This is a genomic window from Parapedomonas caeni (genome assembly GCF_041060555.1).
In the GTDB taxonomy this organism is placed as follows: Bacteria; Pseudomonadota; Alphaproteobacteria; order Sphingomonadales; family Sphingomonadaceae; genus CAUJIW01.
Genome location: NZ_JBEUDS010000002.1, coordinates 100,670 through 121,597, shown reverse-complemented (window position 1 = coordinate 121,597; position 20,928 = coordinate 100,670). Strand labels below are relative to the sequence as shown.

At 67.6% G+C, this 20,928-nt stretch carries 19 protein-coding genes; 11 read left to right on the top strand and 8 right to left on the bottom strand.

The window, feature by feature from the left end; all coding sequences use genetic code 11:
* Positions 1–65: 65 nt before the first annotated feature.
* The 5 genes from ABU113_RS02240 to ABU113_RS02220 all read left to right on the top strand — a co-directional run bounded on the left by ABU113_RS02240 (position 66) and on the right by ABU113_RS02220 (position 4,735).
* Positions 66–1,946: a 2-oxoacid:acceptor oxidoreductase subunit alpha gene (locus tag ABU113_RS02240; RefSeq protein WP_454557847.1), complete on the top strand. Its 1,881-nt coding sequence runs from the start codon at positions 66–68 to the stop codon at positions 1,944–1,946.
* Positions 1,947–1,960: 14 nt separating this feature from the next.
* Positions 1,961–2,989 (top strand): 2-oxoacid:ferredoxin oxidoreductase subunit beta, encoded by a 1,029-nt coding sequence (locus tag ABU113_RS02235; RefSeq protein WP_454557846.1) that lies wholly within the window; start codon positions 1,961–1,963, stop codon positions 2,987–2,989.
* A gap of 188 nt (positions 2,990–3,177) precedes the next feature.
* The gene (locus ABU113_RS02230) at positions 3,178–3,741 is read left to right on the top strand and encodes an RNA polymerase sigma factor (protein ID WP_454557845.1); all 564 of its coding nucleotides are present in this window, start codon (positions 3,178–3,180) and stop codon (positions 3,739–3,741) included.
* Positions 3,738–4,196 carry a hypothetical protein gene (locus ABU113_RS02225; protein ID WP_454557844.1) on the top strand — a complete coding sequence of 153 codons (459 nt, stop codon included), beginning with the start codon at positions 3,738–3,740 and terminating at the stop codon, positions 4,194–4,196. Before ABU113_RS02230 ends, ABU113_RS02225 begins: the two co-directional genes overlap by 4 nt.
* Entirely contained in the window at positions 4,193–4,735 is a 543-nt protein-coding gene (locus ABU113_RS02220) for a periplasmic heavy metal sensor (RefSeq protein WP_454557843.1), read from the top strand. Before ABU113_RS02225 ends, ABU113_RS02220 begins: the two co-directional genes overlap by 4 nt.
* Positions 4,736–4,750: 15 nt before the next feature.
* On the opposite strand, the gene ABU113_RS02215 is transcribed toward ABU113_RS02220, so the two are convergent.
* On the bottom strand, positions 4,751–5,623 hold the full coding sequence (locus tag ABU113_RS02215) for a D-amino-acid transaminase (RefSeq protein WP_454557842.1): 873 nt from the start codon (positions 5,621–5,623) through the stop codon (positions 4,751–4,753).
* Positions 5,624–5,705: 82 nt separating this feature from the next.
* Here ABU113_RS02215 and ABU113_RS02210 point away from each other — a divergent pair, with 82 nt between their 5' ends.
* Positions 5,706–7,115: a cryptochrome/photolyase family protein gene (locus tag ABU113_RS02210; RefSeq protein WP_454557841.1), complete on the top strand. Its 1,410-nt coding sequence runs from the start codon at positions 5,706–5,708 to the stop codon at positions 7,113–7,115.
* A 6-nt stretch (positions 7,116–7,121) separates the two neighbouring features.
* On the opposite strand, the gene ABU113_RS02205 is transcribed toward ABU113_RS02210, so the two are convergent.
* Positions 7,122–7,883, bottom strand: coding sequence for an SDR family NAD(P)-dependent oxidoreductase (locus ABU113_RS02205; RefSeq protein ID WP_454557840.1), 762 nt, complete (start codon positions 7,881–7,883; stop codon positions 7,122–7,124).
* Positions 7,884–8,016: 133 nt separating this feature from the next.
* Between ABU113_RS02205 and metZ the strand changes: the two genes are divergently transcribed.
* Entirely contained in the window at positions 8,017–9,225 is a 1,209-nt protein-coding gene (gene metZ, locus ABU113_RS02200) for an O-succinylhomoserine sulfhydrylase (protein WP_454557839.1), read from the top strand.
* Between the two features lie 3 nt (positions 9,226–9,228).
* Positions 9,229–9,645, top strand: a complete 417-nt coding sequence (gene apaG, locus ABU113_RS02195; protein WP_454557838.1) for a Co2+/Mg2+ efflux protein ApaG — start codon at positions 9,229–9,231, stop codon at positions 9,643–9,645.
* Between the two features lie 71 nt (positions 9,646–9,716).
* On the opposite strand, the gene ABU113_RS02190 is transcribed toward apaG, so the two are convergent.
* From ABU113_RS02190 to ABU113_RS02170, 5 genes are all read right to left on the bottom strand, one after another.
* Entirely contained in the window at positions 9,717–11,972 is a 2,256-nt protein-coding gene (locus ABU113_RS02190; RefSeq protein ID WP_454557837.1) for a TonB-dependent receptor, read from the bottom strand.
* 157 nt (positions 11,973–12,129) lie between these two features.
* The gene (locus tag ABU113_RS02185) at positions 12,130–12,612 is read right to left on the bottom strand and encodes a YybH family protein (RefSeq protein ID WP_454557836.1); all 483 of its coding nucleotides are present in this window, start codon (positions 12,610–12,612) and stop codon (positions 12,130–12,132) included.
* 28 nt (positions 12,613–12,640) lie between these two features.
* On the bottom strand, positions 12,641–13,159 hold the full coding sequence (locus tag ABU113_RS02180; protein WP_454557835.1) for a hypothetical protein: 519 nt from the start codon (positions 13,157–13,159) through the stop codon (positions 12,641–12,643).
* A gap of 79 nt (positions 13,160–13,238) precedes the next feature.
* The gene (locus ABU113_RS02175) at positions 13,239–13,772 is read right to left on the bottom strand and encodes a dihydrofolate reductase (RefSeq protein WP_454557834.1); all 534 of its coding nucleotides are present in this window, start codon (positions 13,770–13,772) and stop codon (positions 13,239–13,241) included.
* The gene (locus ABU113_RS02170) at positions 13,769–14,563 is read right to left on the bottom strand and encodes a thymidylate synthase (RefSeq protein WP_454557833.1); all 795 of its coding nucleotides are present in this window, start codon (positions 14,561–14,563) and stop codon (positions 13,769–13,771) included. The genes ABU113_RS02175 and ABU113_RS02170 overlap by 4 nt, the downstream gene beginning before the upstream one ends.
* Before the next feature lie 151 nt (positions 14,564–14,714).
* On the opposite strand from ABU113_RS02170, the gene ABU113_RS02165 reads away from it, so the two are divergent.
* The 3 genes from ABU113_RS02165 to ABU113_RS02155 all read left to right on the top strand — a co-directional run bounded on the left by ABU113_RS02165 (position 14,715) and on the right by ABU113_RS02155 (position 18,077).
* A complete protein-coding gene (locus tag ABU113_RS02165; RefSeq protein ID WP_454557832.1) occupies positions 14,715–16,148 on the top strand; it encodes a glycosyl transferase family protein in 1,434 nt (477 codons plus the stop codon).
* A 389-nt stretch (positions 16,149–16,537) separates the two neighbouring features.
* A complete protein-coding gene (locus ABU113_RS02160) occupies positions 16,538–17,404 on the top strand; it encodes a hypothetical protein (protein ID WP_454557831.1) in 867 nt (288 codons plus the stop codon).
* Between the two features lie 127 nt (positions 17,405–17,531).
* Positions 17,532–18,077 (top strand): RcnB family protein, encoded by a 546-nt coding sequence (locus ABU113_RS02155; protein ID WP_454557830.1) that lies wholly within the window; start codon positions 17,532–17,534, stop codon positions 18,075–18,077.
* A gap of 87 nt (positions 18,078–18,164) precedes the next feature.
* On the opposite strand, the gene pepN is transcribed toward ABU113_RS02155, so the two are convergent.
* Positions 18,165–20,774, bottom strand: coding sequence for an aminopeptidase N (gene pepN, locus ABU113_RS02150; RefSeq protein WP_454557829.1), 2,610 nt, complete (start codon positions 20,772–20,774; stop codon positions 18,165–18,167).
* Positions 20,775–20,928: the final 154 nt, after the last annotated feature.

Genomic DNA, 20,928 nt, shown 5'->3' with positions numbered 1-20,928 from the left:
AGGCGTACTGGAGAGATCGTACGAAATGACGCACAAACCCGAACAGGGTGTATGAAGAGGCGCGCATGGCAACGGCACTGAAAGACATCACCGACCGCGACACGGTTGAGCACCCGGACTCGATCGTCGTTCGTTTCGCAGGCGACTCCGGCGACGGCATGCAGCTGACCGGCGGGCAGTTCACCCTGTCCACCGCGCTGACCGGCAACGATCTCGCGACCTTCCCGGACTTCCCGGCCGAAATCCGGGCGCCCACCGGCACCCTGTTCGGTGTGTCGTCCTTCCAGATCAACTTCGGCTCGGGCGACATCGAGACCTCGGGCGACGAGATCGACGTGCTGGTGGCGATGAACCCGGCGGCGCTCAAGGTTAACCTCGGCGCGCTGCGCAAGGGCGGCATGATCATCGCCGACAGCGGCGAGTTCAACGCCCGCAACCTCGCCAAGGCCGGCTACGCTGCCAACCCGCTGGAAGACAGCAGCCTGGCGAGCTACCAGCTGCTGTCGTTCAACATCACCCAGCTCACCGTCGACGCGGTCAAGCCGTTCGGGCTTGGCAACAAGGAGGCGATCCGCTGCAAGAACATGTGGACGCTGGGTCTGGCGCTGTGGATGTTCGACCGCGACCGCACCCCGCTGGTTGACTGGTTGAAGGCCAAGTTCACCAAGAACCCGGTGCTGGCGGACGCCAACATCGCGGCGCTCGATGCTGGTCATGCCTTCGGCGAGACCGCCGAAATCGGCCACAGCCTGCACAGGTTCCACGTCGATCCGGTGAAGTCGGCACCCGGCCTCTACCGCACCGTCACCGGCGCCGAGTCGCTGGCGCTCGGCCTGGTCGCCGGCGCGCAACTGGCCAACCTGCCGATGTTCTTCGGCTCCTACCCGATCACGCCGGCCTCGCCGCTGCTGCACTCGCTGGCCAAGTACCGCGAGTTCAACGTCACCACCTTCCAGGCGGAAGACGAAATCGCCGCCATCTGCTCGGCCATCGGCGCTTCCTACGGCGGCCATCTGGGCGTTACCTCGTCGTCCGGCCCCGGCATCGCACTCAAGGGCGAGGCGCTGGGTCTGGCCATCATGACCGAGCTGCCGCTTGTCGTCGTCAACTCGCAGCGCGGTGGCCCCTCCACTGGCCTGCCGACGAAGACGGAGCAATCCGACCTCTACCAGGCAGTCTATGGCCGTAACGGCGACGCGCCAATGCCGGTTATCGCCTCCCGTTCGGCGTCCGACTGCTTCGAGGTCGCCATTGAAGCGTGCCGGCTGGCTGTGCAGTTCATGACACCGGTCATGCTGCTCACCGACGGCTACATCGCCAACGCCGCCGAGCCGTGGAAGGTACCGTCGATCAAGGACTACGCACCGTTCCCGGTCAGCTTCCGCGAGACCCCGCCGGCGGAAGGCGAGAAGCTCAATCCCTACGCCCGTGACCCCGAGACGCTCAAGCGCATCTGGATCAAACCCGGCACATCCGGGCTGATGCACCGCATCGGCGGCATCGAGAAGGGCTATGATACCGGCGACATCTCCTACGAGTCCGCCAACCACCAGAAGATGACCGACACCCGCGCCAACAAGGTACTGGGGATCGCCAACCACATCCCCGACCAGGATGTCACCCTGGGCGAGGAGACCGGCGATCTGGCGGTGGTCGGCTGGGGCTCGACCTATGGCCCGATCATCCAGGCCGTGCGGCGCGCCCGCGCTCGCGGCCTCAAGGTCAGCCACATCCACCTGCGCTACATCTGGCCGTTCCCGAAGAACCTTGGCGAGCTGCTGAAGGGCTACAAGAAAATCCTGGTGCCGGAGATGAACACCGGCCAGCTCAAGACCGTGCTGCGCGATCAGTATCTGGTCGACGCCCGGCCGCTCAACAAGGTCACCGGCCAGCCGTTCAAGATCAGCGAGATCGAAGCGGCGATCGACGCCCTGCTGAACGCCTGAGCGGGAGAGAGACAATGAACGACGTCACTGAACTGAAGAAGCTCACCCCGGCCGACTTCGCCTCCGACCAGGAGGTGCGCTGGTGCCCGGGCTGCGGCGACTACGCGATCCTGAAGTGCATGCAGCGCACGCTGCCCGAGCTGGGCGCCGACCCGGCCAACACCGTGTTCGTCTCCGGCATCGGCTGCTCCAGCCGCTTCCCCTACTATATGGCGACCTACGGCTTCCACACGATCCACGGCCGCGCGCCAGCGTTCGCCACGGGCCTCAAGCTCGCCAATCCGGCGCTCGACGTGTGGGTGATCACCGGCGACGGCGACGCGCTGTCGATCGGCGGCAACCACACCATGCACGCCATCCGTCGCAACGTGGATCTCAACATCCTGCTGTTCAACAACGAGATCTACGGCCTCACCAAGGGCCAGTACTCGCCCACCAGCCGGGTCGGCACCCGGTCGCCGTCGACGCCGTTCGGCTCGGTCGACCGGCCGGTGAAGCCGGGCTCGTTCGCGCTGGGGTCCGGCGGGCGGTTCGTGGCCCGCACCATCGACACCGCGCAGGCGCACATGCCGGTGGTGTTCCGCCGCGCCTATGAGCACAAGGGCGCCTCGTTCGTCGAAATCTACCAGAACTGCATCGTCTACAACGACGCCGTCTACGAGCCGTTCACCGCCAAGGCCAACGCGGCGGATGCCCAGCTGCTGCTGGAACACGGCAAGCCGATGATCTGGGGCAAGGAGAAGAACAAGGGCCTGATCCTCAACCGCGACACCCAGCGGCTGGAGGTGGTGACCATCGGCGAGAACGGCATCACCGAGGGCGACATCCTGGTCCACGACGAGACCAACAAGTCGGTCGCCTACATGCTGATCGAAATGCCCTTCCCCGGCTTCCCGGTGGCGCTGGGCGTCATCTACTGCGACCCCGCGCCGACCTACGACGACGCGGTGGAGGCCCAGACCGTCGCCGTGCTGGCCAAGAAACCGGCCAAGCCGGACTTCGACGCGCTGCTGCGCCAGGGCCAGACCTGGACGGTCGCCTGAGGCACCGGGTCTTCCGACCACCCGCATCCCGGAGGGGAGAGGCCGCTCGCCTCTCCCCTCTTGCGTTGTGCCGGCTCTCGATCATGTCACCGGCGTCACATCGGCAGGGCGTTCATCTCATCCGTGGTCGGCCGGCGAAGGACTGGCGTTCCCGGCCGCGTAAGGCATGATAGGAGCCTATGCCGGGCATGGATGAGAGCTGGTTGAGCGACGCGACGCTAGTCGAGCAGGTGAAGGCCGGCGATCAGGCGGCCTATCGGCTGCTGGTCGAGCGCCATTACCCCATGGCGCTGCGGATTGCCGGCCGCGTGCTGGGTACGCGCGAGGAAGCGGAAGACGCCGTGCAGGAGACCTTCCTCAAGCTGTGGCGGGCCTCCGACCGCTACGACGCCAGTCGCGGCACCTTCAAGGCCTGGATCGGGCGCGTGGTGGTCAATCACTGCCTGGACCGGCGCCGGGCGCTGAAGCCGGTGGAGGCGCTCGACGTGGTGGGGGAAATGGCCGACGACGGCCCAACCCCCGAGGATGCCGCCATGGCCGCCAGTCGCGGTGCCACCGTGGCGGCGGCCATGGACCAGTTGCCGCCGCGGCAGCGGGCCGTGCTTGCGCTGTTTTACGGCGAAGGGCACAGCATGCTGGAAGTGGCGGAGATGTTGGAATTGAATGTGAAGGCGGTAGAATCACTGCTGTCGCGCGGACGGGCCGGCCTTCGGCAGGCACTGGAGCCGTTACGGGGAGAGATGTCAGTATGACGGATCGGACACGCATCGACGAATGCCTGGCGACCTTCGGCGCCGACCTCACCCGTTGGCCCGCCGAGGAGGCCGCGGCGGCCCGCGCACTGGGAGACGATACCGCCCTGGCGGTCCGCCGCGCCGACGAGGCCTGGCTGGACGCCGCCCTGTCCGACTGGCCGGTGATGAAGGCCGACCCGACCCGGATCGAGGCATTGCTGGCCCGGGTCGAGGCGCTGCCGGCGGTACCCGTCAACGCCCCGGCAGCCTCGTCGACCTCGTGGGCGACGACGTTCCGCCAGCGTTACTGGCTGACCGGCGGCGCCATGCTCGCCGTGGCCGCCAGCATTGCCGCCGTGCTGCTGATCGCGCCGCCGCGCCAGGCGACGCCGGTGACGCTGACCGATGAGGCGGCCCTGTCGATGGTGTTCTCGACCGAACAGTCCGAAGGATGGTCGGAAGGATGGATGTGAAGACGTTACTGCAGACCTTTGCTCGCACGAGCGTTCTGGCCCTCACCCTGGCCTCGGTGGTCGCCGGTCCGGCGGGGGCCGAAACCCAGGATGGCCCGCCGCCGATGGGCGATCGCGGCCCGGGCGGACCCGGCGGCCCGGGTGGCCTTGGCGGGCCGGACCCGGCGATGGACCGGATGATCATCAGCCGGCTGAGCCCGGCGGGACGCAAGATCCTCGCCGATTCCTTCCGCAAGGGCATGCCGGACGAGAAGGAACGCCGGGCGCTGGATACGGTGCGCGAGCAGATTCTCGACCTCATCAGCGCACCCAGGCTGGACGCCAAGGCGCTCGACGCCGCGTTCATGCGCGAACGCCAGCTGTCCACCGCCATGCAGACCCGCCGTCAGCAGGCCATGCTGGACACCTTCAAGAAGCTGAGCCCGGCGGACCGACAGATATTCGCCAAGGGCTTGCGGGAGATCCGGCCGGACATGCGCAAGCGCATGGTCCGCAAGGAGTTCCGCGATATGCCGACGCCGCCGCCCTATGCGGAGTGATATGCCGGCCGCCCGTCAACCCGGCAGGTAGCCGGTCTGGCGGGCAATCTCCTCCCACAGGAGAGCAACCAGCTGGCCGGTAACCGGACCAGGCCGTCCGTCCCCCACCGGCGCGCCATCGATTGACACCACCGGGATGCAGGGTGCGGTGGTCGATGTCGTGAACGCCTCGCGTGCGCTCCGCGCCTCCGCCAGCGTGAACGGCCGCTCTTCCACCCGCATCTGATGCGCGCGCGCCAGCCGCAGCAGCGTGCCACGCATGACCCCCGAAAGAATCTCCCGCCCCTCCGGGTGGGTGACGATGGCGCCGCCGGCGTCGACGATCCAGGCATTGGTCGACGACCCCTCGCTCACCACGCCGTCGGCGCGCACCAGCCAGGCCTCGAAGGCACCGGCCTCGCGCGCCTGCTGCTTGGCCAGTACGTTGGGCAGCAGCGCCACCGACTTGATGTCCGGCCGGCCCCAGCGCAGGTCCGGCGTGCTCACCACCGTGACACCTGTGCGCGCCTGCGCCAGCCGCTGGGTGAAATCAAACCGCTTGGCCCAGGCAACGACGCTGGGCCGCGCGGCGGCGGGGAAGGCATGGTCGCGCGGCGCCACCCCTCGGGTGATCTGCAGATACAGCGTGCCCTCACGCACCCGGTTACGCCGCACCACCTCGGCAAGGCGCGCCTTCAGCGCGCCCTCGCTCATCGGCCGGTCGATGCCCAGCGCGCCCAGGCTGCGATCAAGCCGCCGCAGATGGGGCGCGAGATCGAAAATCTGGCCGTTGAAGATGGCGAATACCTCATAGACGCCATCGGCGAACAGGAAGCCGCGGTCCTCCACCGACACCCGCGCGGTCAGCCCCGGCTGGAACTGGCCATAAACATCAACGCAACGCGCCATCACCCTCTTCCCTGTCCGCCATGGATGCGCCATCTGTTCCCCAGTCGCCGCTCGGCGTCAACGCCAGTCATGGAGTTGAGTCATGGCCCCCGCTCCTGCAATCGTCTGGTTCCGCCAGGATCTCCGCCTCGCCGATCAGCCGGCGCTGGCCGCCGCGCTGGACGACGGCCCGGTGCTGCCGGTGTTCGTGCTGGACGATGCCGCGCCTGGCCGCTGGGCGATGGGCGGCGCCAGCCGCTGGTGGCTGCACCACAGTCTGGCGAGCCTGGACGCCGACCTGCGCGCCCGCGGCAGTCGGCTGATCCTGCTGCGCGGCGACGCGGTGACGCTGATCGCCGACCTCGCCGCCGCCACGAGCGCCAGATCGGTTCATGCGATGTATCATTACGAACCATGGGCGCGCCGTCAGGAGAGTGAGTTGGCCCGGCGGCTGGCGCTGACCCTGCACCACGGCCTGACGCTGGCGCCACCGGCGCGGATGACCACCAAGACCGGCGGCGCCTTCAAGGTGTTCACGCCATTCTGGCAGGCGCTGCAGCAGATGATGCCACCGCTGCCGCCCCGCCCGGCGCCGGACCGCATCCCCCTGGCCGAGGGCGCCCCCGCCGGCGACACGCTGGGCGACTGGGGCCTGTGCCCCACCGCGCCCGACTGGGCGCACGGCTTTGCCCCCGTCTGGCAGCCCGGCGAGGCCGGCGCCCGCCAGCGTCTGGCCGACTTCGCCGATCTGGCCGCCGGCTATGGCGAGGCCCGTGACCGCTGCGCCGAGGAGGCAACCTCGCGCCTGTCCGCCCACCTGCACTTCGGCGAGCTGAGCCCGGCGACCGCCTGGCACGCCATTGCCGAGGCCGCCGGACCGGCCGGCCAGGCCTGGCTGCGCCAGCTGGGCTGGCGGGACTTCTCGCTCAACCTGCTGCTCAACGCGCCGGACCTTGCCGACGTCAACTGGCGGCGGACCTTCGACGCCTTCCCCTGGGTACGCGACGACGCTGCGCTGACCCGCTGGCAGCATGGCCAGACCGGCTACCCCATCGTCGACGCCGGCCTGCGCCAGCTGTGGCGGACCGGCTGGATGCACAACCGGGTGCGCATGATCGCCGCCTCGTTCCTGATCAAGGATCTGATGATCGACTGGCGGGCGGGCGAGACGTGGTTCTGGGACACGCTGGTGGACGCCGACCTCGCCAACAACGCCGCCGGCTGGCAGTGGACGGCGGGCTCCGGCGCCGATGCCTCGCCCTACTTCCGCATCTTCAACCCGGTGTCGCAGGGGCGCCGGTTCGACCCCGCCGGCGCCTATGTCCGCCAGTGGGTGCCAGAACTGGCCGGCCTGCCGGACGACCTCATCCATGCGCCGTGGGAGGCGCCGCCGGCCCTGCTGGCGGCCGCCGGCGTGCGACTGGGCGAGACCTACCCGGCACCGATGGTCGACCATGCCCGCGCCCGCGACCGGGCATTGGCGGCCTACAAGGCAATGGGGGAACGCGGCTGAGGACGCTCACATCCCGGTGATCCGCCGGATGAACGGGAAGTACAGTCGGTACGGCAGGATGCGGGCGAGCTTGAGCATGAAGGTGAAGCGACGCGGGAACGTGATCTCGAAGGCGCTGGTCGCCATGCCGGCGACGATGCGGTCCGCAGCGGCCTCGGCCGTCATCAGGAACGGCATGTCGAAATCGTTCTTGTCGGTCAACGGTGTCTTGACGAAGCCGGGGTGAATGACCTGAACGGCGACACCCGCGCGGTCACCGTCGAACTTCAGAGCCTCGGCGATATGAGTGAGCGCCGCCTTCGAGGCGCCGTAGGCGAGCGCGCGCGGCAACCCCCGGAAGCCCGCCACCGACGAGATAATCGCCACCCGCCCCCGGCCGGCCGCCAGCATCGCCGGCCACAGCTCCTCCAGCATGTTCAGGCAGCCATGGACGTTGACGTCGAACACCGGTCCCACGACATCGACGCGTGCCTGCCCGCCATCTTCCGGCGCCCACGTGGCGGCCGCGAACAGTGCCGCCCCCGGCGGGCCACCCATCTGCCCGGTAATCCGCCGGTAGGTCTCCAGCATCGCCGCCCGGTCCGAGCAGTCGCAGGGCAGCACCACGACGCGGCCGGCCGGCGCGTCGGCCGCCAGGGCCTCCAGCTTGTCGGCACCGCGCGCGGTAGCGAACACGGTGACACCGGCGCGGGCAAACGCCAGCGCCGTGGCGCGGCCGATGCCGGTTGAGGCACCAACGATCCAGATAGAAGAGAATGCGGTCGTCATCGCCCTGCTTTCTAGACGAGACCGCCAGCGGGCGCCAGCGGTCCGCGCAATTGACGCCCGCCGCACCAGCCGGTAACGGACGGGGCACGCGCCGGATGACCGGCGCTCAATACAACAGCCAGGAAGTCGATCGATGAAGTCCAGGACCGGCCTTGACCGCACGCGCACCCGTCAGTGGCGCCCCGCCACCCAGGCGATCCGCGGCGGCACCATGCGCTCGGACTTCGGCGAAACGTCGGAGGCGCTCTTTCTGACGTCGGGCTTCTGCTACGACAGCGCCGAGGAAGTGGCCGCCCGCTTCCGTGGCGAGGCCGACGGCTTCACCTACAGCCGCCAGGGCAACCCCACCGTCGCCATGTTCGAGGAACGCCTGGCGCTGCTGGAAGGCGCCGAAATGGCGCGGGCGACCGGCACCGGCATGGCTGCCATGACCGCGGCCCTGCTCTGCCAGCTCAAGGCCGGCGACCATGTGGTGGCGGCCCGCGCCATGTTCGGCTCCTGCCGCTGGCTGGTGGACAGCCTGCTGCCGCGCTACGGCATCGAGACCACCGTGGTCGACGGCCGTGACAACGACGCCTGGGCACGGGCGCGCCGGCCCAATACCCGGGTATTCTTCCTGGAAACCCCGGCCAACCCGACGCTCGACATCTGCGACCTCAAGGCGGTGGCCGATCTCGCCCATGACGCCGGGGCACGGCTGGTGGTCGACAACGTGTTCGCCACCCCGATCCTGCAGAGACCGCTGGAGCTGGGCGCGGATGTCATCGCCTATTCCGCGACCAAGCACATCGACGGCCAGGGCCGGGTGCTGGGTGGCGCCATCTGCTGTACCCGCGAGTTCGACACCGAGTACCTGTTCCCGTTCTTCCGGCACACCGGCTGCGTGATGGCGCCGTTCAACGCCTGGGTGCTGCTGAAGGGCCTGGAGACGCTGGAACTGCGGGTGCGCCGGATGAGCGACAACGCCGCACGGATCGCCGACTTCCTCGCTGAACGGGTGCCAACGCTGCTCTACCCCGGCCGGCCCGACTTTGCCCAGCACGCCCTGGCGATGGCGCAGATGAGCGCCGGCGGCACCATCATGAGCTTCCTGCTCGACGGCGGCGAGGCCCAGGCCTTCGCGCTGCTCAACGCGCTGGAGCTGATCGACATCTCCAACAACATTGGCGACTCCCGCTCGCTGGCCACCCACCCGGCCTCCACCACCCACAAGGCGCTGGCGCCGGCGGTGCAGGCGGAGCTCGGCATCACGCCGGGGATGATCCGGCTGTCGGTGGGACTGGAAGACCCCGCCGATCTGATCGCCGACCTCGACCAGGCGCTGAAGGCGGCGGGGCTCTGAACCGTGCCGCGTCAGGACATCGAATTCCCCTACGCGGCCACCACCCGTGACATTACCGTGCGGGTGCTGCCGGCGTTCATCGACGACAAGTCGAACCCTGACGACAACCATTATGTGTGGGCCTATCACGTGCGGGTGGAGAACCACGGCCGGACCAGTGTGCAGCTGATGACGCGGCACTGGATCATCGCCGACGCCCATGGCCGCATCCAGGAAGTGAAGGGCGACGGCGTGGTCGGCGAGCAGCCGATCCTCGAACCGTCGGAGGCCTATGAATATACCTCCGGCTGCCCGCTCTCGACGCCCTCCGGCATCATGCGCGGCAGCTATGGCATGGTCGATGATGCCGGTCGCAGCTTCGACATCGATATCCCCGCCTTCTCGCTCGACAGCCCCTACGCGCCGCACACGCTGAACTGACGGGCCACGACACGGCAACGGGCGCCCAGGGATGGCCCCGGCGCGCCCGCCCCTGTTGTCCGCGATCGCGCTCAGTGCTTGAAGCTGAGCGTCAGCGAGAAGCGGCGTGGATCGTTGTAGTAGCCCTCCACGAAGCCGAAGCTGGACGTCGCGTCATAGCCGGCGGTAAGCACCCGCTTGTCGGTGAGGTTGTCCACCGCGAAACGCAGTGAAAGCCCCTTGCCCGGCAGATCGAATTCAATGCTGGCATTGAGAATGACATGGTCCGGTGCCCGCAGCAGCGGCGAATTCTCGACGTCGATGTAGGTCTGGCTGCGATAGCTGGCATCCAGCCGCCAGGTCGTGTCAATTGCCTCCGACAAGGCGGTCGCGAACACCAGGCTGCCGCTGGCGGTCAGATCCGGCGCCTGCTTGGGCGTACGACCACTGACGTCGGTGGCGACGCCATTGATGACCGACGTGTAACGCAGATATTTGGCGTCGAGGTAACCGACGGCACCCTGCAGACTGAACCGCGGGGTGATTTTCGCGCTCGCCTCCAGTTCCAGGCCCTGGATACGCGACTTGCCGGCGTTTTCCGTGCGCACCACCAGCAGGTCGGTGACCGGGCTGATGGTCGAGATCAGCAATTGCTGATCGGTATAGTCGTTGCGGAAAGCGGACAGGTTCAGCGTGACGATGCCACCGAAGCTGCTCTTCACGCCCACTTCGTAGGCGCGCATGTATTCCGGATCATAGCCGCCGACTTCCTCCAGCGATGTCGGCCGCCCATTGAAGCCGCCACTGCGGAAGCCGCGCGAGAAGGAGGCGTAACCCAGCACATCGGGCGTGAACTTGTAGGACAGCGACGCGCGCGGCGTGAAGGCGTGCCACTTCTCCGACAACTCGTAGGACGGCGTGCCGGCCAGCAGCGGCTGCTCGCTGTAGATGCGCAGCGCGGTCTGGTTGAAGGTCTTTTTCTCCCAGGTGTAGCGACCGCCCAGCTCCAATGTCAGCGCGTCGGTGATGTTATAGGTGGCATTGCCGAACAGCGCGTAGTTGGTGGTTTTCTGGCGGTTGAAGAAGTCGATGTTGAAATCGAGCGCGGTCGCCAGCGCCGGATCGAAGCCCGCCGCGATCATGGCCGGATAAAGCCCGTCCGCGACGTAGAGCCGGGTGTCGTCGCGCGTCTTCTCGCGGAAGGCATAGGCGCCCACCAGCAGGGTCGCGCGATCATCGAACAGACTGGTGGCGTACTGGATTTCCTGCGATAGCTGGCGGGCCGTCTCGTCGTGAATATCGCCGGCGTAATTCACCGCCGAGGAAGCGTCGCCATCGCGACCGAACACGGCGCTGACCCAGCGATAGGCGGTGATCGATTTCAAGGTGCCGTTGCCGACATCCGCGCTCAGTGTCAGCGCCGCATTCACGGCGTCGGTATCGTCGCGGTTGAGCTCGGCCGTGGAGTCCGTGCGGTCGATCCGGTCCGGCGCGGTACAGCACGGCGCCAGCAGCATCGATTGCAGGCCAGAAAAGAAGCTCGGCGTGAACGCCAGCATGCTGTGCGCCGCGCTGTTCTGCCGACGGCGCAGGCCATCGATGCTGAACACGGCGTCGAGCGGCGCGCCGTCATAGTGCAGCGCCAACCGCCCGGCGATCACATTGCGATTGCCGAGATCATCGCCGGAGGCGGACTTCTGCCAGCCATCGCCCCACTGCCCGAGCGCCGAGACGCCCACCGACAGCGTGTCGGTGAGTGCGCGCTCGACATTGGCGCGCAGTCGCAGGTCATCGTAGGAACCATAACGCACATCGCCCTCAAGGCGGTCAGCGCCCGGCACGCGGGTAACAACGCTGATGGCGCCACCAATGGTGTTCTTGCCGAACAGTGAACCCTGCGGTCCGCGCAACACCTCGATTCGATCAACCCCCAGCAGTTCGGTGGTTGCACCGAAGCTGCGGCCGACATAGACACCGTCAATGTACAGCGCCACCGCCGGATCGGCGGTGATGATGAAGTCATTTTCGCCGACACCACGAATGAAGGCACTGACGCCGCCACTGTTGCCGCCGGTGCCCGGCGTGAATTGCAGATTCGGCGCCGCCTCGGCGATATCCGTCACCCGGTCGAAGCCGCGCGATTCCAGCGCGTCGCCGCCCAGCGCGGTGATGGCAATCGGTACGTCCTGCAGCTTTTCCTCGCGACGCCGCGCGGTGACAACGATATCGCCCAGGCTGACCGCCTCTTCGGCGGTCGGGGCGGCGTCCTGCGCCGACGCAACGGACGTAGCGACCGTGCCGGCGAGCAGGGCAGACAGATAGACTCCGGACAGGAAACGATAACGCATGACACCCTCCCAACATGAGCCCTCGCGCAGGCCCTTGGATGATTATGGATGCCAACTGGCAGAACAAATAACGCATATCAACACGCAAATGCAAAATTTACGTCAATATACGTAATTATCTATCTTGGGTTTTACACACTGAGAAAATCTCCCGCCATCATCCCGCGGGCGGGCATTGGACCGGGTCGGCCTTGGTGTCAGGCTGGCCAATGTCTGCAGTGAATTTCCATTGGCCGTCCGGCTGACGTGCCCAGACCGTGAGGTAGGTGCCAGTGGTGCATCGAGCAGGCAGGTCCGTAGTGGCCGGCACGCGACGCACCCAGCGGCCCCAGGTGAAGCCATGGTCGCCCGCCGCGCCCAGCTGTTCCTCCGCCGGCACCCAGTCCAGCGTCGTGCCGGTCGGCAAGCCCCGGAAGCTGTCGTTCATCGCCGCGCGCCCTTGCAGCGGACCGCCGGGCACAAACATCCGTACCGACTCCGCCGCGAAGGCCGCGAATGCCGCCGGCGCCCCCGCAGCCCGCGACAGCGCGGCGAACGCCTTGTCAGCCTCCAGCGCCGGACCGGCGACCGCCGCCTGACCCGCCGTCATGCCCGCCACGGCGGCAACCGCCGCCAGGGCACCGCGCACCCTGTTCTGCATGTTCTGTCTCCCTGCGTGGCCGGATCGGTCAGCGGATGGATTTGCGGTAGCGGTCGACGCACACCGCCATGCGCTCGGCAACCCAGCCATTGATGCGCTGCTGGAACGTGCCCGCGCCACCGGTGAGGAATACCCACTGATCGCAGAACGCGATGGTGGCGCGATGCCGGCCACGCGTCACCGGGTTAATGACCGTGGTGTAGGTTTGCAGCGAAACCCGCACATTGGTGGCGCAGCCCTGTGTCACCGGCACGCCGTTGATCACGATGTAGACGTTCAGCGCCCGGTCGGCGATGTAATCGTCCTGCGAGGCGATCGCCACCCCCTGCCGCCGCAAGGCCGTCTGGGCCGCGGCAATCGCCGGGGCATGGGTGGCAGCGCACCTCGCCGCCAGTTCCGGCACATCTTTCTCCGACACCACGAAGACCGGCGGCACCGCCGGCGCGTTGCCCGGCACCTGGGCCCCCACCGGCGCCGCCCCACCCCCCGCCGCCAGAGCCATCACCACAAGCCATGCCAGTTGAACGCGCACCGTGCCGAGACTCATCTCACCCTCCGTCGATTGTCTCTTCCGCTTCTGTTATCGGCGGTGCGCTCCCAACCCTGCCTGCCACCGCGTCTCCTGGCTAGCCGGAGGCGCCCTCCCGCCGGTCCAGTGTGACGAAACTGTAGCCCGGCTGGCCGTCGGCCGCCGGATGATCCTCCCGCGCGACTTCCTGCCATGTGGCGGCATCAAGCGCGGGAAACAGGGTGTCACCCTCGGGTTTCGCATGCACCTCGGTCAGGTGGATGCGATCGGCGAAGAACAGCGCCTGCGCATAAATCTCGGCCCCGCCAATCACGGCGATCTCGCTGGCGCGCGTTTGCGGATCGAGTCCCGCCGCCACCACGGCCTCGGCCAGGTTCGGCACCACCGTCACGCCGTCCGCCGACCACTCGGCATTGCGGGTGACGACGATGTTGTGCCGCCCCGGCAACGGCCGGCCGATCGACTCATAGGTCTTGCGCCCCATGATGATCGGCTTGCCGACGGTCAGCTGCTTGAAGTGTTTGAGATCGGCCGGCAGGTGCCAGGGCAGGCCATTGTCGTGGCCGATCACGCCATTGTCCGCCCGCGCGACGACCAGCGAGACGATGGGGCCGAGCGCCGCGCCGCTCACACCGCCACCGGTGCCGAAATCGCCGGATGCGGCTCGTAGCCCACCAGCTGGAAATCGTCATAAGCGAAGCTGAACAGGTCGGTTACCTCGGGGTTCAACCGCATTTCCGGCAGCGCGCGCGGCAATCTGCTGAGCTGCAAATCAGCCTGCTCCAGATGATTGAGGTAGAGGTGCGCGTCGCCGAAACTGTGGACGAAATCGCCCGGCTTCAGGCCGGTCACCTGGGCGATCATCAGGGTCAGCAGCGCATAGGAGGCGATGTTGAACGGCACGCCGAGGAAGATGTCGGCCGAACGCTGGTAGAGCTGGCAGGACAGCCGGCCCTCGGCGACATAGAACTGGAACAGGCAATGGCAGGGCGGCAGCGCCATCTGGTCGACGTCCGCCGGGTTCCATGCCGAAACGATCAGCCGGCGACTGTCCGGGCTGGTGCGGATCATCCGCAGCAGGTTGGCGATCTGGTCGATCACCCGGCCATCGGGCGCCGCCCACGAGCGCCACTGCTTGCCATAGACCGGCCCCAGGTCACCATGCTCGTCCGCCCACTCATCCCAGATCGAAACCCCGTTGGCCTTGAGATAGGCGATGTTGGTGTCGCCTTTCAGGAACCACAGCAGCTCGTGGATGATCGACTTCAGGTGCACCTTCTTGGTGGTGACCAGCGGGAAGCCGTCGGCCAGGTTGAAACGCATCTGGTAACCGAACACCGACAGCGTGCCGGTGCCGGTGCGGTCCTCGCGCTTGACGCCGTGGCGGCGAACATGACGGAGCAGGTCGAGATAAGGCTGCATGAGGGTCCTGACAGGCGCGGATGACGTTACCCCCTTGTCGCCGGATTCGCCACGCCTGCCAAGAGGCGGGCGCGCGCCCACCACCGCCGGGGTTTGATTCGATGCCAGAATAATACTACCCTGACACGAATCTGGGGATCGGGGGCTCTCCATGACCTGGCTCATGCTGGACGCGCTGGCGGTCTATCTGGCGCTGATCAAACAGGCGATCGGCGTGCTGGCGGTGTTGCTGGCGCTGTCCGGCCTCGATGATCTTGCCATCGACCTGCTCTACGGCCTGCGCCGGCTGTGGCGGCGCACCATCATCTACTCGCGCTTCCCCCGCGCCACGGCCGCCAGCCTGTCGCACCATCAACCCGAGCTCGGCTGGATGGCTGTGCTGATCCCGGCCTGGGACGAGTCGACGGTGATCGGCGCCATGCTGCGCACGACGCTCGCCCGTCTCGCCTATCCGCGTTACCGACTCTACGTCGGCGCCTACCCCAACGATCCGCTGACAGCGGCCGCCGTGCGCGACATCGCCGCCGGCGACGACCGGGTACGGCTGGTGCTCACCGCTCGCGACGGCCCGACCACCAAGGCGGATTGCCTGAATGCGTTGTACGCCGCCGTGCTGCGTGACGAGGCGGCCGGTCACGCGCCCTTCAAGGCCATCGTGCTGCATGATGCCGAGGACGTGGTCCACCCCCGGTCGTTGAGCGTGTTCGACCACCTGATCCCGCGCAAGGCGATGGTCCAGTTGCCGGTGCTGCCGCTGGCACGCGAACGCCACAACTGGGTGGCCGGCACCTACCTTGATGAGTTTGCCGAGAGCCACGCCAAGGATCTGGTGGTGCGCGAGTGGCTCGGCGCCAGCCTGCCGTGCGCCGGCGTCGGCTGCGCCTTCTCGCGCGCGGCGCTCACGCTGGCCGCCACCGAGAATGGCGGCCTGCCCTTTCGTGCCGACAGCGTGACCGAGGACTATGAACTGGGGGTGCGACTGGGCGTCCATGGTCTCGACGCGGCGCTGGTGCGCATACCCGCCGACGACGCCGATACCCGGATCGTCGCCACGCGGGAGTATTTCCCGGCGACCCTGGAGGCGGCGGTGCGCCAGCGCGCCCGCTGGCTGCTGGGCATCACGCTGGCCGGCTGGCAGCGGCTGGGCTGGCCGGGCACGCTGGTCGACCGCTACATGCTGCTGCGCGATCGCAAGGCGCTGCTCAACGCCTATCTCAACATCGCCGCCTATGTCGCCGCGCTGCACCTGGCCGCTCTCTGGCTGACCGCCCAACTCTGGCCGGCGGTCCCACGCTTTCCCGCCCTCATCGAACCCGGTGGGGTGACCGCCCTGCTGGTGCGGTTCAATGCCGCCCTGCTGGCCTGGCGACTGCTGCTGCGCGCCCTGTTCACCGCCCGCCTCTATGGTTGGCGGGAAGGCCTGCGGGCCGTGCCGCGCGCGGTGGTCTCCAACATCGTCAACTTCCTCGCCGCTGTCAGGGCGGTGCGGCTCTATACCCGCGCCCGGCGATCCCGCACGCCCCTGGCGTGGGACAAGACGGCGCATCACTACCCGACGCCGGACGCGCTCGATCCCGCCGCATGACGCCCGCGCGCGCCCTGCTGCTGTTCCTGCTGCTGGTCACCGGCTGGATGACGGCGCGCCTGGACGTACTGAATCGGGATATCATTCGATTTCGCGCCGCTGTCGCCGCCGCCCGCGCTGCCACCGAGCGCCCATTACCAACGGCGCCATCCCCCATTGCAGCGCACGCTCCAGATCCATCGCGTCCGGGGACACCCGACGCCATGCCATCAGCGCCTGCCATGGTCTCCGCCGAAGTTCGGCCCCGACATGGCCGACCGGCCACCGGCTTTCCGGCCCTGACGACACGACGTTCGGCATTAACGGCATCATCGCCCGCGCCACCGTCCCTGCCCGCGTCGTTCGCGGCCGCCCCCTCACCCGGATCGACGGCCCCGCCTGCCACGCCATTGCCCGCCCCGACGGCGGAACAGGCCGCCTTTCAGCAAGCCGAGCGCGGCTATGAGGCGCTGGCACGGCGGGACAGGCGGTCAGCGGCAACGGCGTTCGCGGAGGCACTGGCCCTGGCGCCCGACGCCCTGCCGCAGCGGACAGCCTGGCAGACCGAGCAGGCGCGGCTCAACGACCGTTGGCGGCTTGCCGCTTTCGGCTTCTGGCGCGCCGGCAGCCCGTCGCCGTTCGATCCCGCCGCAAGCGGCCGCGCACTGGGCGGCTCACAGTCGGCACTGCTGGCGACCTATCGACCCGACCCGCTGGGGCCCCGACCCGTCAGCGTGGTCGGGCGCGTGATCACCGCCAACCGGCGGGCGCCGCTCGTCCCCCGCGTTGGCACCACGCAAGCGACCCTGGGGTTGAGCTGGGAGCCACTGCCGGACACCCCCGGCGCGCTGGTGGTGGAACGCTGGATCAAGGTGGGTGACGGCGCCCGCGACGCCTGGGCGGCGCGCGGCTGGATCGGCCAGGGCAGCGGCTACGGCCCGGTAGCGGGCGAGAACAGCTGGACGCACTGGTCGGTCTACACCGAGGCGGCCGTGGTCGGTGCGCGACGACGCGACCTGTTTGGCGCCGCGGAAGCGCACCTCGGCCGAGGCATGGCACTGGGCGACGAGTCACGCCTGACCGCCGTGGCCAGCCTGTGGGCGATGGTGCAACATGACGACCGGGATGTCAGCCGTCTGGAGGCCGGCCCCGGCCTGTGGTGGACAGGCAGTGCCGGTGGCGTGCCAATCGACGTTCGCGTGGCCTATCGCCGGCGGATCGCCGGCAATGCCGTCGGTGGCAACGGTCTCACGGCGACCCTCGGCATATCCTTTTGAGTGAATTTCCAGATTTTCATCGCGGTGCCCTACCGCCCTGGCGCACGCCGCGTCCCGTTCATCCTGCTTTCAGGTCGTCACGATCAAAACGACTGTGTTCAACGGATGAACAGCAAGGATCCGAGAAATGGCCAGGAATTTCGACCGCATTGGCATCGCCATGATTGTCCCTGTCATCGCCCTGCTGGCGGCGACAGCGCTGGTGGGCACCGCCCATGCCGACCCCGGCAATGCGCAAGGCAGGGGTCACGACAAGCATGATCGGGATCGACATGTGGTGGCGGTCGATGGTCCCGACCGCGATCGCAAGCCGGACCGGATTTATGTCGACGGCAAGGATCGCGATCGCAAGCCGGACCGGGTCTATATCGACCGCGGCCACCGCGACAGGATCGCCCGCTATGCCCATGATCACCACTGGCGCTGCCCGCCGGGGCTGATGCAGACCCGCCACGGCTGTCTGCCCAAGGGCCATACCAAGAAGCGCTACGTGATCGGTCGGCCGCTGCCGTCCTATGTGGTGATCGAGCCGATGCCCCGCGATCTGGTGGTGATGCTGCCCCCGCCGCCGCGTGGTTACATCTACCGCCGGGTCGATGGCGACGTCCTGCTGATCGCGGAAGCAACCCGCCATGTCCTCGATGCGGTGGTCCTGTTCTCGGCCGTGCGCTGAGCACACGCGCACCACGCCGTCAGTCCCATATCGAACCCCACGCGGCCGGAGCCCCCTCCGGCCGCGTTTTCTTTAAGCCGCATCCGGTCAGCCGAGGCTCTTGCTGACCATCTCGTAGACATCCTTCGACAGGCCGGAGACCTTGAGGATGCGCTCCAGCTGCTTGCGCATCAGCGCGCTGCGCGCCTGATCGAAGCGCCGCCAGCGCCCCAGCGGCGCCACCAGACGGGCCGCCGTCTGCGAGTTGACCTTGTCGACGGCGATCACCTGGTCGGCCAGATAGGTGTAGCCGGCGCCATCGGCGGCATGGAAGCGCACCTGATTGACGCTGAAGGCCCCCACCAGCGACCGCAGGCGGTTGGGGTTGGTGATGGTGAAGGCGGGATGACGGGTGAGCGCCTGGACATGCGCCAGCGTGTCGGGCCGGTAGGACAGCGCCTGCAAGGTAAACCACTTGTCGATGACCAGCGGATCGTCCTTCCAGGTGACATAGAAATGATCGAACGCCTGCTGGCGCGGCGGCGCGTGGGAACTGGCGAGCGCGGTGAGGCCGGCGATGCAGTCGGTCATGTTGTCGGCCTGTGTCGCCTGCGCCAGCGCCGCGGCCACCGCCTCGGCGTCCTCGTCGTCCATCATCAGATATTGCAGCGCGGCGTTCTTCAGGCGCCGGCGGCCCTTGGCTTCCGGCGTGAAGGTGTAGGTCTCGTCGAGATTGTCCCGATACGCCTCCCACCACAGGCGGCGCAGGCTGGTGCTGAGCGCCCGCCGGAACGCCTGCCGCACGGCGTGAATGCCGTCGACATCGACAATGGCCATCTGGTCGCCGACATAGGCCTCGCTGGGCAGCATCACGGCTTCGGCCACCAGCGCCGGGTCGAGATCGCGCGCGGTCAGGGCCGCCTCGACCGCCTCGATCAGGATCGGCGCCACCTGCACCGGCCGCCCCTGGCCGTGGGCGGTCACCTGTTCGAGCATCAGGTCGAGCGCCAGCCGCTGCATCGCCTCGTAGCGGGCGAACGGATCGTCGTCGTGACGCGACAGGAAGGCCAGATCGGCCCGATCGATATCGACCTTCACCGTCACCGGGGCGGAGAAACCGCGCAGCAGCGACGGCACCGGGCGCTCGGCCAGCCCCTCGAAGCGGAACACCTGCTTGGCCTGACGCAGCTCCAGCAGGCGATCGCCGGTGAGGTTGCGACCGGACTGGGCGCCGAACAGCGCCACCCGGAACGGCATGTGCATCGGCTTTTTCTTGGCCTGACCCGGCGTGTCCGGCACCAGCTGCGCGACCGTCAGGGTGGCCTCGGCGCGCGCCGCGTCATAGGCCAGCTGGACGTCAAGGCGCGGCGTGCCGGCCTGGGCATACCACAGGCGGAACTGCGACAGGTCGACACCGCCGGCATCCTCCATCGCCTTGACGAAATCATCGCAGGTCACCGCCTGACCGTCATGGCGTTCGAAATAGAGGTCCATGCCGGCACGGAATTTATCTTCGCCCAGCATGGTCGCCATCATGCGGATGACTTCCGCGCCCTTGTTGTAGACGGTGGCGGTATAGAAGTTGGAGATTTCGATGTAGCTTTCCGGGCGCACCGGATGGGCCAGCGGGCCGGCATCCTCGGGGAACTGTCCGGCGCGCAGGGTGCGCACGTCCTCGATGCGCTTGAGCGCGCGCGAACCCATGTCGGCGGAGAATTCCTGATCGCGATAGACGGTCAGCCCTTCCTTCAGGCTGAGCTGGAACCAGTCGCGGCAGGTGACGCGGTTGCCGGTCCAGTTATGGAAATACTCGTGCGCGATGATGCTCTCGATGGCGTCGAAATCAAGGTCGGTGGCGGTTTCCTGCCGGGCCAGCACATATTTCGAATTGAAGATATTGAGGCCCTTGTTCTCCATCGCGCCGAAATTGAAATCGCCCACGGCGACGATGTTGAACACGTCGAGATCATATTCCCGGCCGTATTTCTCCTCGTCCCAGCGCATCGACTTCTTCAGTGCCCGCATGGCGTGGTCGCAGCGGTCGAGATCGGCCTCCGCCACCCAGATGTTCAGCGCCACCGTCCGCCCCGAGGCGGTGGTGAACTGGTCGGCGAACGGTTTGAGGTCACCGGCCACCAGTGCGAACAGGTAACAGGGTTTCAGATGCGGATCGTCCCAGGTCGCCCAGTGGCGACCGTCGACGCCATCGCCGTGCGCCACCGGGTTGCCGTTGGCCAGCAGCACCGGGAAGCGGGCCTTGTCAGCGCGCAAGGTGGTGCGGAACCGGCTCATGGCGTCCGGCCGGTCCAGCCAGTAGGTGATGCGGCGGAAACCCTCCGCCTCGCACTGGGTGCAGAAGATGCCGCCCGACATGTAGAGGCCCATCAGCTGGGTGTTGGCGGCCGGGTTGATCTCGGTGACGATCTCGACGTCGTGGGCGGCGCCTTTCAGTGGCAGGGTCAGGTCGTCGCTGGTCTGGCGGTAGGCGCTGGCGTCGAGTGGCTGGCCATCGACACTGACCGACAGCAGGCGCAGATCCCGACCGTCCAGCACCAGTGGCTGGCGGTGCTTGCCTTCGCGCTCGACACGAAAGCGGCTGGTGACACGGGTCGCCGTTTCATGCAGGTCGAACACCAGCTCCACCTGGGGCATCCGGTAGCGGGGTGGCTGATAGTCCTTGAGGTGGATGGTCTGGGGCGACGCAAGCGCATCTAGCATGAGACGACTTTCACTATCCGCCACGCGGGCGCGGCGTTCCTGAGCACTATAGGTTCATCCAATATTGCGCCGATAACGCCCTGAGAAAAGAGACGTTGCCGGAAAACACCCTCGCCGTGGCCAGGCTGGCCGCCAAACCGCCGACCTCAGCCCT

What these genes read in the sequence shown, in the direction of transcription:
- pepN (WP_454557829.1), bottom strand. Translation starts at nt 20,774, where the DNA reads ATGCTAGATGCGCTTGCGTCGCCCCAGACCATCCACCTCAAGGACTAT.
- metZ (WP_454557839.1), top strand. Translation starts at nt 8,017, where the DNA reads ATGAAGTCCAGGACCGGCCTTGACCGCACGCGCACCCGTCAGTGGCGC.
- ABU113_RS02180 (WP_454557835.1), bottom strand. Translation starts at nt 13,159, where the DNA reads ATGAGTCTCGGCACGGTGCGCGTTCAACTGGCATGGCTTGTGGTGATG.
- ABU113_RS02215 (WP_454557842.1), bottom strand. Translation starts at nt 5,623, where the DNA reads ATGGCGCGTTGCGTTGATGTTTATGGCCAGTTCCAGCCGGGGCTGACC.
- ABU113_RS02170 (WP_454557833.1), bottom strand. Translation starts at nt 14,563, where the DNA reads ATGCAGCCTTATCTCGACCTGCTCCGTCATGTTCGCCGCCACGGCGTC.
- ABU113_RS02205 (WP_454557840.1), bottom strand. Translation starts at nt 7,883, where the DNA reads ATGACGACCGCATTCTCTTCTATCTGGATCGTTGGTGCCTCAACCGGC.
- ABU113_RS02185 (WP_454557836.1), bottom strand. Translation starts at nt 12,612, where the DNA reads ATGCAGAACAGGGTGCGCGGTGCCCTGGCGGCGGTTGCCGCCGTGGCG.
- ABU113_RS02190 (WP_454557837.1), bottom strand. Translation starts at nt 11,972, where the DNA reads ATGCGTTATCGTTTCCTGTCCGGAGTCTATCTGTCTGCCCTGCTCGCC.
- ABU113_RS02225 (WP_454557844.1), top strand. Translation starts at nt 3,738, where the DNA reads ATGACGGATCGGACACGCATCGACGAATGCCTGGCGACCTTCGGCGCC.
- ABU113_RS02230 (WP_454557845.1), top strand. Translation starts at nt 3,178, where the DNA reads ATGGATGAGAGCTGGTTGAGCGACGCGACGCTAGTCGAGCAGGTGAAG.
- ABU113_RS02210 (WP_454557841.1), top strand. Translation starts at nt 5,706, where the DNA reads ATGGCCCCCGCTCCTGCAATCGTCTGGTTCCGCCAGGATCTCCGCCTC.
- ABU113_RS02155 (WP_454557830.1), top strand. Translation starts at nt 17,532, where the DNA reads ATGGCCAGGAATTTCGACCGCATTGGCATCGCCATGATTGTCCCTGTC.
- ABU113_RS02165 (WP_454557832.1), top strand. Translation starts at nt 14,715, where the DNA reads ATGACCTGGCTCATGCTGGACGCGCTGGCGGTCTATCTGGCGCTGATC.
- ABU113_RS02235 (WP_454557846.1), top strand. Translation starts at nt 1,961, where the DNA reads ATGAACGACGTCACTGAACTGAAGAAGCTCACCCCGGCCGACTTCGCC.
- ABU113_RS02240 (WP_454557847.1), top strand. Translation starts at nt 66, where the DNA reads ATGGCAACGGCACTGAAAGACATCACCGACCGCGACACGGTTGAGCAC.